The sequence below is a fragment of the Rhodococcus sp. OS5 genome, from assembly GCF_056837585.1.
Window position 1 is genome coordinate 5,272,468 of sequence record NZ_CM166368.1, and the last position, 15,362, is coordinate 5,287,829.

Consider the following 15,362-nt stretch of genomic DNA (forward strand, 5'->3'; position numbering starts at 1 on the left):
TATAACGTGTTCCAATTTGGCGCGAGAATCGTTTTCAGATCACCCCATTGCGCTTCAGCAGCCACACCGCCTGCACGGTGGCGTGACCTCGCCATTCCAACGCCGCGGCGGGTGAATAGCTGTCGAAATCCACCGCCCAACCGCCGTCGCCATGTTGTCGCGCAGCGAGCGCAGACAGTTCGGACTCGATCACTGATGCGTCGAACAACGCGCGGGTCGGGCCGCCGGGAAGCGGTGAGAAATCGAGGGGCCGCATGAATTCGCCCTCGGCTCCCCCGTCCACGTGAACCAAGCCGTCAGCCGGGATACGCGAACCAAGAGTGCTCACCAACGACGACGCTTCGGGACTGTTCCGGTGAACCGCGTCGAGAAACTGCAAGGCAAAGGCCAGCTCGAGGGCATGGAGAGAATCCGCCCCGTCGATCGCGTCGAGGCAATATCGAACGGCAGAGGCGAACCACGGATGTTCGGCGACGGCCTCGTCGAATTCGGCAACGCGAGCCGCTGCAGCACACACGATGCTGGTGATCTGCAACGACGGCGCCAACGGATCCGCATCCACCCAGAAGGGCGCACAACCGGCCGGGTCGGCGATCGGGAAGGCGAACGGCAAACCGCCGTCTGCCAGCGAATTGGTCTGCAACCAGTCGCACAGTTCGACCGCTCTGGGCGTCGGCGTTCCGATGTCGGCAAAGGCTTCGAAGGCATGCAGCGCTCCGCCAGGTTGGCTGGTTGCCGAGCGAAGATCCGGTTCGAGTCCCCAGCCGTACCCACCGTCCGGGTTGCGATAACCGTCCACGGCCGCACAAACCGCGGCCCGGTCACCCTGTCCGAGAATCAAATTCAGCCGATGCCGATCGAGAGTCCTGGCATGTCCCGCCATGAACCCGACGGCCGCCCTGAGATCAACACTCATGAACGACGACTCAAGATTCGTCGCCGTCGAGCCGGAAGCCGACCTTCAACGTGACCTGGAAATGCGCCACGGCGCCGTTCTCGATGTGACCGCGAGTTTCCACCACCTCGAACCATTCGAGGTTGCGCACCGTCTCGTTCGCCCGGGCGATGGCGGTGCGAATTGCCGCGTCACTGCTCTCGGTGGACGAGCCGACGATCTCGGTCACCCGGTACACGTTGCTGCTCATGGCATTCCCTTCGTGTCAGATTCGACGAACCAACTCCTGCGCCTCGGCGCCGAGCCTCGCAAGGCGAAGATCACCGAGAGCTGTCACAGCACTACCCAACCTGTTGGTGGTGAAACCGAGCGAGAGTCCGCTGGACAGGTCCGCATACGCGCCTGAACCGCCGACTCCGTAGTGGCCTATCGCATTCCGCGGCTGCCGCCGCGCGGCAATGATCGGCGGGTGGTAACCGAGAGTCCAGTTGGGCCGCACCGCCAGCACGTAATCCCGATCGCGAGTCTGGATGGTCGACATCTGGTCGATGGTCGATTCCTTCAGGAACCGCTTCCCGTCGATCACGCCGCCGTTCGCGATGGCGCCGTACATCTTCGCGAGAGCACGCGCGCTGAACACTCCGTTCCAGCCCGGCATGACGGCGTCGTGGACAGCCGGGTTGCGCACCATGACGTCGAAACCGTCCGGCATCGCGGCCTCCGCGAGTCCGCGAGTCGGACCGACGTGTGAGAGCACGGTCGACGCGAAGGCCCAGTTCAAGCCGGCAGGGTTGATATGTGGGAACAGCTTCGCGATCCGTGGACGCTCGGTTTCGGGTACGCGGTACCAGAATTCGTCGACTCCGAGGGGCTTCGCTATCTCCGCTTGTACGACGTCGATGAACGGCTGACCGGACACCCTGGCCACAAGTTCGGCTACCAACCAGCCGTAGGTCACAGCGTGATAGCCGGGGCCTCGAAGCCGACGCGGATCCGGTTTCTCGGCAGCCAGGGCGGCAACGACCGCGTCGTAGTCCATCAGGTCGAGAGGATGCGGCATCAAGCCGCGAACTCGGTGAAGGCCCGCGCGATGTGACATCAGTTCGCGGACGGTGATCTTGTCCTTGCCGGCCGCCGCGAATTCAGGCCAGTACCGAGCAACCGGGGCGTCGTAGTCGATCAACCCACGTTCGGCGAGTCGGTGAACGACGGTGCTGGCGACGCCTTTGCCGGTCGAGAACGACAGCGACACCGTGTCGTGGTCCCAGCGCCGATCACGATCGGCATTGCCGGCCCAGATGTCGAGAACTTTCTCGCCGCCCAGGTACACGACCAGCGCGCCGCCGCCTTGTTGCGGTTGGCGATACATCGCGAAGAAGCGGTCGGCCAAGGGAAGGAATCGCCGGTCCACGTACAGCTCGGTGCGCGAAGGCACCTCCACCCGGGCGAGTGAACCCCGTCGTGCACTGGGAGTCATCGCGTCCTCCGATCCCCGCTGATCAAGTTGCCCGGTCACCCGATCGGTGGCAGGAGCTTGACACCATTGTGACCACTGTCACGCAAGAGGCTCAGGGCCGGGGTGCCCTCACGGGGTGACCCACGTCGAAGTGCCATCGCTGAAACATCCCTGACCTGTGGCGATATTGAAAACAAGGGTGGGACCACCTGAGCAGATCGCCCCGACGTCCGCGTCACCCACCGCCGCTCTGCCACCAGGCCCACTGAGCACGACGGCAAATGGTGAGGAGTCGGTGCGACCGAGTGCGAGCGAACCCGGGCCGTACGCGACGGCGGCAAGTAACCCACCGCGCGACTCCGCCGCAGCAACGCCGCCGAAGAGGCCGAGGCCTGCCGACCTGCCGCCGTCTCGAGAATCCGCGACGCCGACGCCGTCGCCCTCGACGTGTGAAATCGCGTAACTGGAGGGATCTGCCACCGCTCGGCACGCGGATGACCCGTCGACGATCGTCTGATCTTGCCCGCGCGCCGAACAATCCAACGTCGCGGCAGACGCTGTTCCGCTACCGAGTGACAATCCGAAGGCGGCAAGAATCACGCCGCCCGCCGCTAAGCTTGCTGCTCGCATTTTCCGGCGATCCATATCCAACCCCCACAGTGCATTCGACGTGACCGTACATTCGACGTCTGATCGAATTACCCGATATGTCCGCCTCTGACGCTACCCGTCTTTGTTCTTCCGATCGCGGTCCTTGCTCGGTTGAACACGTTTGGGTTCACCGGGCATTTTGGGATAGTTCGGCGGGTACGGCAGATCGCCCAGTCCTGCCGCCAGATCCTTCTCCCACATCTCCAACAGAACATCGAGGGCAAAGGCCTTGTCGTGCATGGCTTCCATCGGATCACCACGATCGGCGAGCAAGCCGGGAACCGTGGCGATGGTGCAGTCGTCTGGATGCACGTCGCGCAGTTCGTCCCAGGTCACCGGCGTCGACACAGTTGCGATCGGCGTCTTACGAGCGGAATACGCCGCCGCGATCGTCCGGTCACGGGCATTCTGATTGAAGTCGATGAAGATCCGTTCACCCCGCTCTTCCTTCCACCACGCGGTTGTGGCGCGATCGGCACTACGACGTTCGACTTCACGGGCGAGGGCGATACCCGCGTGGCGGACCTCGACAAAATCCCAGCGCGCCTCGAGCGGGATGTAGACGTGAAGGCCTCGGCCACCGGACGTCTTGGGAAATCCTTCCAATCCCAACTCGGCGAGCAGAGGGCGAAGGACCTCGTCCGCGATGGCAACGGCCTCGTCGAACCCGGTCCCCGGTTGCGGATCGAGATCGATGCGGAGTTCGTCCGGGTGGTCGGTGTCCGGGCACCGCACGGCCCAGGGATGAAACGTGACAGTCCCGAGATTGGCGGCCCACACGATGTTCGCAGCACTTCGCACTCGAAGGACGTCGGCCTTGCGACCCGACGGGAACGTGACCTCGCAGGATTCGACGTGCTCGGGCCGCTTTGCCGGCAGCCGCTTCTGGTAAACCTCTTCGCCCTCGATGCCGTCGGGGAATCGCTGAAGATGCGTGGGCCGATCTTGGAGCGCCCGCAACGCTGCACCCTGCAGCGCCACCGTTCGGTAGTACTCGACAAGATGCCGTTTGGTTCCGCCGTCCTCACCCAACTGCGGATAGTAGATCTTGTCCGGGCTCGACAATCGGACCGCGATCCCGTCGACGTCCAGTTCCTCTGCCGGGCTCGCCATCACTTACCGCCTGCAAGAACATCCGCGAAGTCGTATCGCACCGGAACCTCCAACTGATCGAATGTGCATTCGTCGGGCACCCTGTCCGGACGCCAGCGCAGGAATCGTGCAGCGTGCCGAAAGCGTTCCCCTTCCATCTGGTCGTACGCCACTTCGAGCACCCTCTCAGGACGAAGCGGAATCCAGGAGCGGTCTGCGGCCGATCTCCACCGGCTGGCCTCTCCCTCGGCTACAACGTCGTCCCCGAGGCGCAAAGGTTCGAGTTCGGCCAACAACTCGATCCGCCGCGCCGCGGTGAAAGCAGAAGCGCCACCGACCATCTTCAATTCGGAACCGTCGTACAGACCAAGAAGCATCGACCCGATACCTGGCTGACTCTTGTGGGGACGGTAGCCCAGCAGTACGACATCCGCGGTCCTGGCGTGTTTCACCTTGATCATCTCGCGCTTGTTCGGCAGGTACGGTCCCGCCAGCTTCTTGGCGACAACCCCGTCGAGACCCGCGCCTTCGAAGGTTTCGAACCAGGCCATTGCTTCGGCGCTGTCGGCCGTCGCTGCCGTGACGTGGCAACTCGGCCCGCCACCGACGCAATCGAGGAGCAACGCACGTCGAACCCCGAAGTCCTCGATCGAGACGTCGCGATCCCCGAGCGCCAGTAAATCGAACCCGACAAATTGCGCGGGCGTCTGTTCCGACAACAATGCGACGCGGCTCGCGGCGGGGTGAATCCGCTCGGAGAGCGCTTCCCAACTCAGGCGCGTCACACCGTCGATCTCACGGGGAACCACCAGTTCTCCGTCCACCACACATTTTTCGGGCAATTCAGACTTGACGGCTTCCACCGCCTCGGGAAAGTACCGCGCCAAGTCCTTTCCTCCTCGCGATCCGAGCACCACTTCGTCACCGTCACGAAAGATGATTGCTCGAAATCCGTCCCATTTCGGCTCGTACGACCACGTCGGGTCACCGGACTCGGGCTGACGCGGCACAGTGGCCGCAGCCTTCGCGAGCATCGGGGCAAGCGGCGGCATCAGGGGTAGCTCCACCTACCCATACTGACAGTCCGGTTGGCAATTCGACTACCGATGTATTGGAATAGGTCCCGAACAATCCACGAACCAACAGAATTATCCAAGAATCAACAAAGGGGTCCTTATGTCCGGAATCGTCCGGCGACTTTGCACTGCGGTGATCGCAACTTCTGCAATCGCCGCCTTCACCGTCGGTTGCGGTTCCGACATCGAGCCGAAAGCCATTGCGGAATCATCTTCCTCGGTTGCCGATTCGACCACTACCTCCGCGGCCCCGACCACCTCGAAGATCACCGGCCAGGAAGGCTCGGACGACGGCGGCGACGTCGACATCGACGTGTCGATCGGTGATTGCGTCAAGCTCGGAGGCACCACGACGGCCGCAGAAATCGACAACGCGGACTGCGGTAGCAAGGATTCCAACTACAAGGTGGTCGCCAAGGTTCCCACCTCTGATCTGTGTGCCTCCGACGTCGACTCGTACTACTACGAGACCCTCGCGGGTGACGAGCAGGGCGCTGTCTGTCTCGACGTCGACTGGGTAGTCGGCGGATGCATGGATCTCGGCAGCGGAATGGACGAGCCCGCCCGCATCGAATGCTCGGATACCAGCGGCACCAATGTAGTCGAGGTCGTCGAAATCCTGCAGAACTCCACGTCGATCGACGAATGCGGTTCGGGGGCAGACTCGGGATTCGAGCACCCGGAACGTAAGTTCACGGTCTGCGTCGCAACGCTCTGATTCGAGCGCCCTCCCGAAAAACACCTGTGCGCCTTGACAACCGATCTCGGTTGGCAAGGCGCACAGCGCTTTCTACAGCCGGCACTTTCTACAGCCAGCCCCGACGCTTGAAGATCGTGTAGAGACTTCCACAGGTCAGGAACATCATCGAGAGCGCAAACGGATAGCCCAAGTGCCAGTGCAGTTCCGGCATGTCGTCGAAGTTCATCCCGTACACGGTTCCGATGAGCGTCGGCGCGAAGAGAATTGCCGCCCACGCCGAGACCTTCTTGATCTCCTCGTTCTGCGCGTAGCTTGCCTGCGTCAGATTGCGCATCTCCTCGTTCTGGTTCTGCGACACCAGAGTTGCGTTCACCGTGAGGATGTTTCCGAGCAACTGACGAAAGCCGTCGGCCCGCTCCACCACAGTCGTCGCATGGTCGGTGACGTCGCGCAGGTATCGCTGGAGTTCCTCGTCCGTGTGGTACTTGTCGAACCCTGCCGACAACCCACGCAGCATTCCCAGCAGCGGACGCGTCGCCCGCTGGAATTCGATCACCTCACGGGTCAGTTCGTAGATGCGACGCGAAACTCCGGGATCGCCACTGAATACTTCGGTTTCGATCTCGTCGATGTCGTTCTGCAGTCCGGCCACCACCGGGGCGTACCCGTCGACGACTGCGTCGAGAATGGCATAGAGAACGGCCTCGGTACCCAACCGCAACAGGTCAGGATCGTTCTCCATGCGAGTCCGCACCGCCGACAGATCCGGCGATTCACTGTGACGGACGGTCAGAATGAAGTTCGGACCACAGAAGATGTGCAACTCGCCGAATTCGACCCGCTCGGTCTCGTCGCGGTACCGCGCAGCACGCAGCACCACGAACAGTGTCTTGCCGTAGCGCTCGAGCTTGGGGCGCTGGTGCGCGACGATCGCATCCTCGACCGCCAGTTCGTGGAGGTCGAAATGTTGTGCAGCGGCATACAACTGGGCGTCGTCGGGCCGGTACATGCCGATCCACGCCATCGACTGCGAATCCGGAAGGCATGACAGCGCTTCCGCCAGCGTGGACGGCGACGCTATCCGCTCGCCGTCGCGGTACACGCCGCTGTTGACGACGGTCGATTCGACGGGCGCCACCGCCTCGGGCGGGGCAGCCTTGACGACGGTGCGTGCGGCACGCGAGTGTCCGGGATGTGAGTCACCGAGCCCCGCGGAACGACGTGGCAGTACCGAACGTGAACGACGAAATTCGCGCATGCTGAACAGCTTTCGAGGGAAGAGTGAACGACGACGCTTGCTTCACAGCAAAGCCGAAGCCGATGAACACACGATGAAGCTGCAGCAAAATACCGGATCAACCCGGGCGGCTACAGCTTCAGTTGGTACTCGGAGGTTGGCCACGCACTACAGCCACACCTCCTCTTCCCTGAATTCCTACGCAAGTCCGCGCACGACGCCAACATGCTACCCCGACTGTCAGAGCACGACAAACCGAACGACAAGCCGCAGGACAGCACGAACCGGTCGGAGGAAACCCGCTCGACGAATGCAGCTTTCAGTCAGTTCGCAGCGCGCAATCCGCCGATCAACAGTTCGACGATCTGGTCCGCCAACGACTCCGTCTCCGCCAACGTCTGCCCTTCACGCCTTCGGTACCAGAGGTCGATGCCGTTGAGACTGCTGAGGAGGACTTTTGCCGCCATTCGAGGTGAGCCCGCACGAATGGAACCATCCGCGACACCTTCGGTCATCACGTCGACGAACAGATTCTCGTAATCGAGTCGCAGCGAATTCAGTTCCACGAGGACTTGCTGTTGTCTCGGTTTGAGCGCGGAGTTCATCTGGCCCCGGACGCCTTGGTGGATCGTGTGGTGGTACCCGAGATGTGTCATGAGATTGACCAGGTGGGCGTGCGACATCGCTTCGAGACGCGCGAGGCCGCTTTCTGCCCCGCCCATCCGAGACTCGACCTCAGCGCGGAGCAGGCTCATCCCGCGCTCGTAGATTGCCAGGTAGATGTCGAACTTGGAACGAAAGTGGTAGTAGACAAGACCTTTGGTGGCGCCGATTCGATCGGCCAGTAAATCTACAGTCGTGGCTGCGTAACCGTCTTCGGCAAAGGCGTCGGCGGCGCTGGTGATGATCGCGGATCGCACGTCCGGAAGATCACTACTCATTCGACTTCCACTCCCATTCACACTGCCTGCCCGCCCTTGACTGTTTCCACGCCATCGCATAGTAATACTGAGTAGTATCCCAGATCAGAGAGGTTTTCCAATGTCGTTGGATTTTTCCGGCAAGGTAGCGATCATCACGGGCGCAGGCGGCGGACTCGGCCGTTCACACGCATTGGCCCTCGCCGCACGCGGCGCACGCGTCGTCGTCAACGACATGGGTGGCTCGGTCAACGGCAGTGGCGGCGCTGATACCGCAGCAGCCAAGGTAGTGGCGGAAATCGTCGAGCTGGGCGGCGAGGCCATCGCGGACCACTGCGACATCACCGACGTCGACGCCGTTGCCGCCATGGTCGCGACGGCCGTGGACAAGTGGGGCCGCGTGGACATCCTGATCAACAACGCCGGAATCCTGCGCGACAAGTCGTTCATCAAGGCCGAGCTCGACGACTTCCGCAAAGTCATCGACGTGCATCTGATGGGTTCCGTCATCTGTTCCAAGGCAGTCTGGCCGCACATGGTCGAACAGAACTACGGACGCATCCTCATGACTACGTCGGCATCGGGAATTTACGGCAACTTCGGCCAGGCGAACTACGGCGCCGCGAAGTCCGGCGTCGTCGGCCTCATGAACGTTCTCGCCATCGAGGGCGAACGCAAGGGCATCCGCGTCAACTCGCTGGCCCCGACCGCCGCGACCCGCATGACCGAAGACCTCCTCGACGAGAAGACTCTCGCTCTGCTTGCACCCGAATCGATTTCACCCGGCGCACTCTTCATGGTCTCCGATGACGCACCGACGAAGACCATCCTCAGCGCCGGCGCCGGCGTCTTCGCGATCGCTCGCATGGAGGAGTCGCAGGGCGTCTACATCCCCGAAGGCGCACTCTCCCCCGAGGTCGTCGCCGAACGGTGGTCCGAGATCAGTGACATGACCGATTCCGTCCAGGTGCCCGCGGCGTTCGATCAGACCCGCCGGTTCGTCGAGAAGGCCGTGGCGGAGCAGCCCAGCAACTGAGCAGGGCAACCAGACAACTGATCGACCCCGCTCCCCCTAAGGTGTGGTGGTGACCACACCTACGGGAGTATCGATCGTCGACATCGTCGACAGACTGGGAATGACGTTCCTCAGCGGTGGCGACACCGTCGACGGCGCCCGCACTGTCAGCCGCGTGACCCTGCACGAAGGGTCCGAAGCTATCCAGGACAGTGCGGGCGCCGTCGTACTCGGCGCAGGTCTCGCAGGTTCGGCCGATATCGCAACGGCGGTAAGAGAATACGGCTCGGCAGGTGCGGTAGCGCTGATCGTCAAAGAGCCCCTGGACTTCGACGGCCTCGTCGAGAAGGCGGTGGCCGACACCGACGTCGCACTCCTCGGAATGGTCAAGGATGCAAGCTGGCTGCAAAGCGCGTCGTTGATCAACGAGATCCTCGAATCCGGCAACAACGGGGACCGCACGTCGGCCGCCGACGCCGACCTGTTCGATCTTGCCAACTCGATCGCTCAGGTATTGAACGGCCCGGTCACCATCGAGAATCAGTCGAGCCGGATCCTCGCGTTCTCGGCGGATCAAGCCTTCGGCGACGAGGCACGTAAGCAGAGTGTCCTCGGACATCAAGTGCCGCAGCACTATTCCGATCGGCTCAGGTCAATGGGGTATTTCAACAAGATCTACGGCTCTACCCTGCCGGTATTTCTACCGGGTATCGGGCCGGGCATCAGGCCCCGCGTCGGCATGCGAATACATGCGGCATCGCAGATCCTCGGTTCGATCTGGGTGATCCTGGACGAGGAGCCGAACGAATTGCAGGTCAAAACGCTCGTCGAGGCGGCGGGCGTGGCCGCGATGAGTTTGCTTCGCGCCAAGCTGGCAGCCGATTCGGCACGACGGCTGAGGTTGGGCGAGGTGATCACGTTACTGAGTGGCGGCACTTCAGCCAAGGAAGCGGCCGAGCGACTGGGCTACGGCCGCTCGAAGGCAAACGTACTTGCGGCCGGCTTCCGTAGCGGCGCCGGTGCATCGTTGGAGGCCGAAGCCGATGTCGATCAACTGGCCCTGACACTCAATACCTATCTCGACCAAGTATTTCCGCTGTCGGTGGCGGCAGCGATCGGCGGCACCGTCTACGCCGTCATCCCACACACCCGGCACCAGACCGACGACGACTACGTGCGTCGGATCGCGTCGGAGTTCGCAGACCGTTCCCGTTCGGAAAAGTCGGTGGTCATCGGAATCGGTGCGACAGTGGCCGACGTGATGACGCTGGAGAAGTCACGCGACGAAGCCGACCGAGCACTTCGCGTTCTGAGGTCGACGTGGAATTCTTCGGGCCGGACCGTCGCGCGCGCCGACGACGTGCAGATCAATTCCCTACTTCTGCGCCTCTCCGACGCCCTGGCGGACGAGAACGAGACCGCATCGGGTCCGCTCGCGGTACTGCTTGAGTACGACCGCAGTCACGACATCAACCTTGTCGACACTCTCCGTGCCTGGCTCGACACGTTCGGCGACATTCCGGCTGCTGCGTCCTTGGTTCACATCCACGTCAACACGTTCCGGTACCGCCTCAAGAAGCTTGCCGGGATTGCCGGCATCGATCTCGATGATCCGGAAACTCGATTCAGCCTGATGCTCCAGCTTCGTCTCTTCCATCCGACAATGTTGTAGCGATCTACCAAGTCTCACGAAACATTCGTAAATCCGGACGATGTTCTCGTTCTTTTGTTGGGTGAAGATTCAAGCAATCGTCTTTTGCTCCTGCCCCGACAGACCTCGCGTCACTCGGGCGGGACCACACCTTCCGGAGGCACCATGAAACAACGGTCCTACGCACTACTGGCTGCGGCAACTGGCACCGTTCTTGCCCTGACCGCGTGCTCAACGGGTGGCTCATCGGGTTCGGGTGGGGGTGAACCCGTCACGGACGGCACCTTCAAATTGGCTCTCGTGGCCGACCCTGGCGCTCTGAATCCGCTGATGACCGCCGCTTCGCCGGCGCACCAACTGGCGCGTCTGAGCTACGACTATCTGCTCCATCCGGATCCCGATACCGGCGTAACCAAGCCGTGGCTCGCCGAGAAATGGGAAGAGACAACCACTTCCGCGTCCTTCACCATTCGCGACGGCGTCACCTGTAACGACGGATCCGCTCTGACTGCCCAGACCGTCGCCGACAACGTCAATTTCATCACCAACGCAGCAAACAAATCCGCTCTCCGCGGGGTGTACGCACCGGCAACTGCAACTGCCACCGCCGACCCGGCGGCCCGGACCGTAACGGTCACAACTCCGGAACCCTCTCCGTTCCTGCTTCTCAACCTGGCGCGAATACCGATCATGTGCGAGGCCGGGTTGAAGGATCCGACGGCGGCAAACAAGACGACCTTCGGGTCGGGCATGTTCCAGATGACCGAGGCAGTCGCCAACGATCATTACTCCTACGTTCGGCGCGACGGATACAACTGGGGACCGGACGGCACTACCTCCGACACTGCCGGTGTACCCAAGAATGTCGTCGCATCCATCATCACGAACAACAGCACAGCGGCCAACCAGGTGTTGTCCGGTGATCTGAATGCCGCTGCCGTCTCCGGCCCCGATCAGGACCGCATGAACGCCGCGAACTTGGATACCGTCAAGCAGCCTGCTCCAGCGGGCGAGATGTTCTTCAACCACAGTCCCGGCAATCCGACGAGCGATCCTGCCGTACGCAAGGCGCTGGTCCAGGCTCTCAATCTCGACGACCTCGCCGAGATCTTCACCGCCGGCCGCGGAACCCGATCGACCACAATGGTGTCCATCGAACCGCGGGCCTGCATCTACGACTCTGTCGCCGGAAACCTACCGGACTTCGATACCAGTGCGGCCGCAGCAACTCTCGAGTCTGCGGGCTGGAAGGTCGGCGCGGACGGTAAACGCAGCAAGGACGGCACACCACTCCGAATTCGGATGGTCTACGAGACGTTCGGCGACGCGACCGATGCTGCTGCCGACGTCGCGGTCAACGCCTGGAACGACCTGGGCGCCACCGTTGAACTCACCAGTGGAGACTCGAACAAGATTCTCGATGTCGCACTCAGCGGCAAGGACAACACGGCGTGGGATGTCGCGTGGGAGCCGATCAACGTCGCGCTGCCCAGCATGTTGGTCCCCTTCCTCTCCGGTCCGGTACCCGCTGCGGGAATGAACTTTGCGTCGATCTCCAACCCGGCCTACGACGCAGCCGTCACCAAGGCTTCCGGGCTGACGGGCGAGGACGCTTGTGCCGCTTGGGCAGACGCTGAGTCCGAGATCATCAAAGCAAACTCGGCGGTACCTTTTGCCGACAAGATCACGACTCTCTACTTCAACAATGCGGGTCTTGCATTCGGCCGCAATTTCATCGGTTCGGCCCTGCGCCTGTACCAGTAGACCGCCGGTAGCGACCGGGGAAATCGTCGTGTTTCGCCGGTCGCTGTCGGTATACGGACAGGTATTCACTGATCCTGACGGTTTTCGTGGGAGCGGACGAAAATCGACCCGATTTTCGTGAGGATCGACAGAGATGCGCGTCACGTCATGCGCCAAGATTTAGCAGTCAACACTCAACCGCGCCCTCACGTTTTTCGCTCGGGCCCCTGCTCCATCACGGAGGCACCATGAAACACCGCTTCTATCCAACACTTGCGGCAGCCGCAGGGCTCACGCTTGTGTTGTCTGCTTGTGGCTCGGGAGGCACGTCCTCGGGCGCCAGTGGCGGTGAACCGGCCACCGACGGGACCTTCCGTTTCGCCCTGCAGGCCGATCCGGGTGCACTCAACCCGATCATGTCGGCCGCCTCGGCGACCGCCGAGTTGTCGCGTTTGGCGTACGACTACCTGATCTACCAGGATCCCGATACCAGTGAAGTCGGACCGTGGTTGGCGGAGAAGTGGGAGGAGACCCCGACCTCGGCGTCCTTCACCATCCGTGACGGGGTGACCTGTACCGACGGATCGACGCTGACACCGCAGACCGTCGCGGACAACATCAACTTCGTGGCCAACCCGGACAACGGTTCTCAGTTGCGCGGGTCCTCCGTACCGACCGGCGCCACTGCGACTGCCGATCCGGCAACGCGCAGTGTCACGGTGACCACTCCGGCGCCGAGCCCGTTCCTTCTTCTCAACGTCGGTCGCCTGCCGATCCTGTGCGAGGCCGGATTGAAAGATCCGACAGCGTCGAACAAGAAGTCGCTCGGCACCGGCATGTTCGAAGTCACCGAAGTTGCCGCCAACGACCACTACACGTTCCAGCGTCGCGAGGGCTACAACTGGGGCCCCGACGGCACGACCTCCGACACCCCGGGCGTCCCCAAGACGGTCGTCGCCGCCATGTCGCCGAACGTGAGCACCGCCGCAAATCAGCTGCTCTCGGGTGAACTCAACGCAGCTCCGATCGCCGGTCCGGACAAGGACCGCGTCGCGGCAGCCAATCTGGACTCCGTCGGTCGGCCTCTGCCGGCAGGCCAGATGTACTTCAACCAGATCGCGAGTAATCCCACCAGCGATCCCGCAGTGCGCAAGGCCCTGATCCAAGCGGTCGATCTCGACGACCTCACTCAGGTCATCACCGCCGGACACGGGGTCCGGGCAACCAGCCTCGTCGCCGTCGAACCGCGCGCCTGCGTTTACGACTCTGTCGCAGGCAACATTCCGGACTTCGACCTCACTGCCGCCAAGGCAACACTGGACGGCGCTGGTTGGACCGCCGGCGCTGACGGCAAGCGAAGCAAGGATGGCAAGCCGCTCAATCTCCGCCTCGTGTACGACGGCACCGACGATCCGCGCAACGCGGCGGCCGAACTTGCTCAGTCGGCGTGGTCCGAACTCGGCGCAAACGTCGAGGTGACCGGGGGCGACTCGAACAAGATCATCGACGTCATTCTGAGCGGCAAGGACAACTCTGCCTGGGACATCGCCTGGGTCCAGGTCAACTCCTCGCTGCCCAGCACCTTCACTGCGTACTTTGCCGGGCCGGTTCCCGCAGCAGGCAAGAACTTCGGATCGGTCAGCAACCCCGCCTACGAAGCAGCAGCCACCAAGGCTTCCGGTCTGACCGGTAGCGACGCTTGTGACGCCTGGGCCGACGCCGAGTCGGAGCTCACCAAGACGATCGCGGCCGTGCCCTTCGCAGACTCCGTCATGAACGTGTACTTCAACAAGGCCGGACTCTCATTCGGCAAGTCGCTCAACGGTTCTGCGCTGCGTCTCTACCAGTAGGCCGTCCGCCCACTCTGAAATATCTTCCCGCCCCAGCATCCCGCCCTCCGGAAAGACAGCCCATGAGTCAAACTATTGAAGCCGCGAAACCAGAAGCGGCGCCTCAGGCTCGAGCAAAGTGGCTCGAGTCCGACAGCTGGCCCGCATATCTTCTGCGTCGTTTCGGCACCTTCGTGATTTCACTCTGGGCGCTGGTGACTGCGGCGTTCCTGATGCTCCAACTGATTCCGGGAGACCCGGTTCGGTTGGCACTGGGAATGAACGCACCGGTCGAACTGGTCGAGACAACGAGGTCTCAGCTCGGTTACGACCTTCCCTTGTGGCAGCAGTACTTCCGATTCGTCGGCGGGTTGCTGAGCGGGAATCCCGGTGACTCGATCACCTTGAGGACTCCGGTCTTCGAGGTGATCGCGTCCCGCCTACCGGCAACACTCGAACTGGCTGTACTCACAGTCGTCACGGTGCTGCTAGTGGGCATTCCGATCGGCCTCATCTTCGCTGCACTGACCCGCAACGGTCGACGACGCGGAGTCGAGATCGGTTACACCGCAACGTCGGGCACCATCGCCGTGATCCCCGAGTTCATGTTCGGTACGGCGCTGGTCTACCTCTTTGCCGTCACGTTCCCTGTTCTGCCCGTCGCCGGCCGAGGTGGACCGGAAAGCTACATCCTCCCGGTCGCGGCCATGTCGATCGGTGCCATCGCCTCGATGTCGCGCATCGTCCGTGCAGAGGCGCTCGGCGTGTTGGACATGGACTACATCCGTACGGCGCGCGCCAAGCGAATGCCCGTGGCACGAATCTACTTCCGTCATGCAATGCCCAACCTCATGACGTCGACGCTGACGCTCGCCGGACTCCTCCTGGGTGGTCTGATTGCCGGCACCGTGCTCATCGAGAGCATCTTCGCCTGGCCCGGCATGGGCATGGCGCTGGTCAAGTCCATCACCGAGAAGGACTACCCGCTCGCCCAGACACTGGTCGTGATCTACGGCGCCATCGTCCTTCTCATCAATTTCATCGTCGACGTGGTGCTCGCTCTCATCGACCCACGATCCACAATTCGGGAGAACTGA

Annotated in this window: 14 protein-coding genes; 6 read left to right on the forward strand and 8 right to left on the reverse strand. The window is 62.4% G+C overall.

The genetic code is table 11. The features are described from left to right. Positions 1-34: 34 nt before the first annotated feature. From ACVZUB_RS24570 to ACVZUB_RS24595, 6 genes are all read right to left on the reverse strand, one after another. Entirely contained in the window at positions 35-916 is an 882-nt protein-coding gene (locus ACVZUB_RS24570) for a hypothetical protein (protein ID WP_042924996.1), read from the reverse strand. A 10-nt stretch (positions 917-926) separates the two neighbouring features. Further along, on the reverse strand, positions 927-1,145 hold the full coding sequence (locus ACVZUB_RS24575; protein ID WP_003939815.1) for a dodecin: 219 nt from the start codon (positions 1,143-1,145) through the stop codon (positions 927-929). A 15-nt stretch (positions 1,146-1,160) separates the two neighbouring features. Then, positions 1,161-2,372 carry a serine hydrolase domain-containing protein gene (locus tag ACVZUB_RS24580; protein WP_003940004.1) on the reverse strand — a complete coding sequence of 404 codons (1,212 nt, stop codon included), beginning with the start codon at positions 2,370-2,372 and terminating at the stop codon, positions 1,161-1,163. Between the two features lie 108 nt (positions 2,373-2,480). Continuing rightward, complete coding sequence (locus ACVZUB_RS24585) at positions 2,481-2,996, reverse strand: DUF6764 family protein (RefSeq protein ID WP_039973227.1); 516 nt, start codon at positions 2,994-2,996, stop codon at positions 2,481-2,483. A 78-nt stretch (positions 2,997-3,074) separates the two neighbouring features. After that, positions 3,075-4,115, reverse strand: coding sequence for a non-homologous end-joining DNA ligase (gene ligD, locus ACVZUB_RS24590; RefSeq protein ID WP_003940248.1), 1,041 nt, complete (start codon positions 4,113-4,115; stop codon positions 3,075-3,077). Further along, positions 4,115-5,161, reverse strand: coding sequence for an ATP-dependent DNA ligase (locus ACVZUB_RS24595; RefSeq protein WP_230359054.1), 1,047 nt, complete (start codon positions 5,159-5,161; stop codon positions 4,115-4,117). The genes ligD and ACVZUB_RS24595 overlap by 1 nt, the downstream gene beginning before the upstream one ends. A 109-nt stretch (positions 5,162-5,270) precedes the next feature. Here ACVZUB_RS24595 and lppU point away from each other — a divergent pair, with 109 nt between their 5' ends. After that, positions 5,271-5,888: an LppU family putative lipoprotein gene (gene lppU / locus ACVZUB_RS24600; RefSeq protein WP_007731384.1), complete on the forward strand. Its 618-nt coding sequence runs from the start codon at positions 5,271-5,273 to the stop codon at positions 5,886-5,888. 88 nt (positions 5,889-5,976) lie between these two features. Here the strand turns inward: lppU and ACVZUB_RS24605 are convergent, their stop codons facing one another. Both ACVZUB_RS24605 and ACVZUB_RS24610 read right to left on the reverse strand, forming a co-directional pair. After that, positions 5,977-7,128, reverse strand: coding sequence for a magnesium and cobalt transport protein CorA (locus ACVZUB_RS24605; RefSeq protein WP_007731382.1), 1,152 nt, complete (start codon positions 7,126-7,128; stop codon positions 5,977-5,979). A 302-nt stretch (positions 7,129-7,430) separates the two neighbouring features. Then, entirely contained in the window at positions 7,431-8,048 is a 618-nt protein-coding gene (locus ACVZUB_RS24610) for a TetR/AcrR family transcriptional regulator (protein ID WP_007731377.1), read from the reverse strand. A 100-nt stretch (positions 8,049-8,148) separates the two neighbouring features. On the opposite strand from ACVZUB_RS24610, the gene ACVZUB_RS24615 reads away from it, so the two are divergent. The 5 genes from ACVZUB_RS24615 to ACVZUB_RS24635 all read left to right on the forward strand — a co-directional run bounded on the left by ACVZUB_RS24615 (position 8,149) and on the right by ACVZUB_RS24635 (position 15,362). Beyond that, positions 8,149-9,063, forward strand: coding sequence for an SDR family NAD(P)-dependent oxidoreductase (locus ACVZUB_RS24615; RefSeq protein ID WP_007731375.1), 915 nt, complete (start codon positions 8,149-8,151; stop codon positions 9,061-9,063). A 49-nt stretch (positions 9,064-9,112) separates the two neighbouring features. Continuing rightward, a complete protein-coding gene (locus ACVZUB_RS24620; protein ID WP_482627848.1) occupies positions 9,113-10,714 on the forward strand; it encodes a PucR family transcriptional regulator in 1,602 nt (533 codons plus the stop codon). A gap of 144 nt (positions 10,715-10,858) precedes the next feature. Beyond that, positions 10,859-12,457 carry an ABC transporter substrate-binding protein gene (locus tag ACVZUB_RS24625; protein ID WP_064687688.1) on the forward strand — a complete coding sequence of 533 codons (1,599 nt, stop codon included), beginning with the start codon at positions 10,859-10,861 and terminating at the stop codon, positions 12,455-12,457. A gap of 227 nt (positions 12,458-12,684) precedes the next feature. Then, the gene (locus ACVZUB_RS24630) at positions 12,685-14,286 is read left to right on the forward strand and encodes an ABC transporter substrate-binding protein (RefSeq protein ID WP_003940335.1); all 1,602 of its coding nucleotides are present in this window, start codon (positions 12,685-12,687) and stop codon (positions 14,284-14,286) included. 62 nt (positions 14,287-14,348) lie between these two features. Then, on the forward strand, positions 14,349-15,362 hold the full coding sequence (locus ACVZUB_RS24635; RefSeq protein WP_003940249.1) for an ABC transporter permease: 1,014 nt from the start codon (positions 14,349-14,351) through the stop codon (positions 15,360-15,362).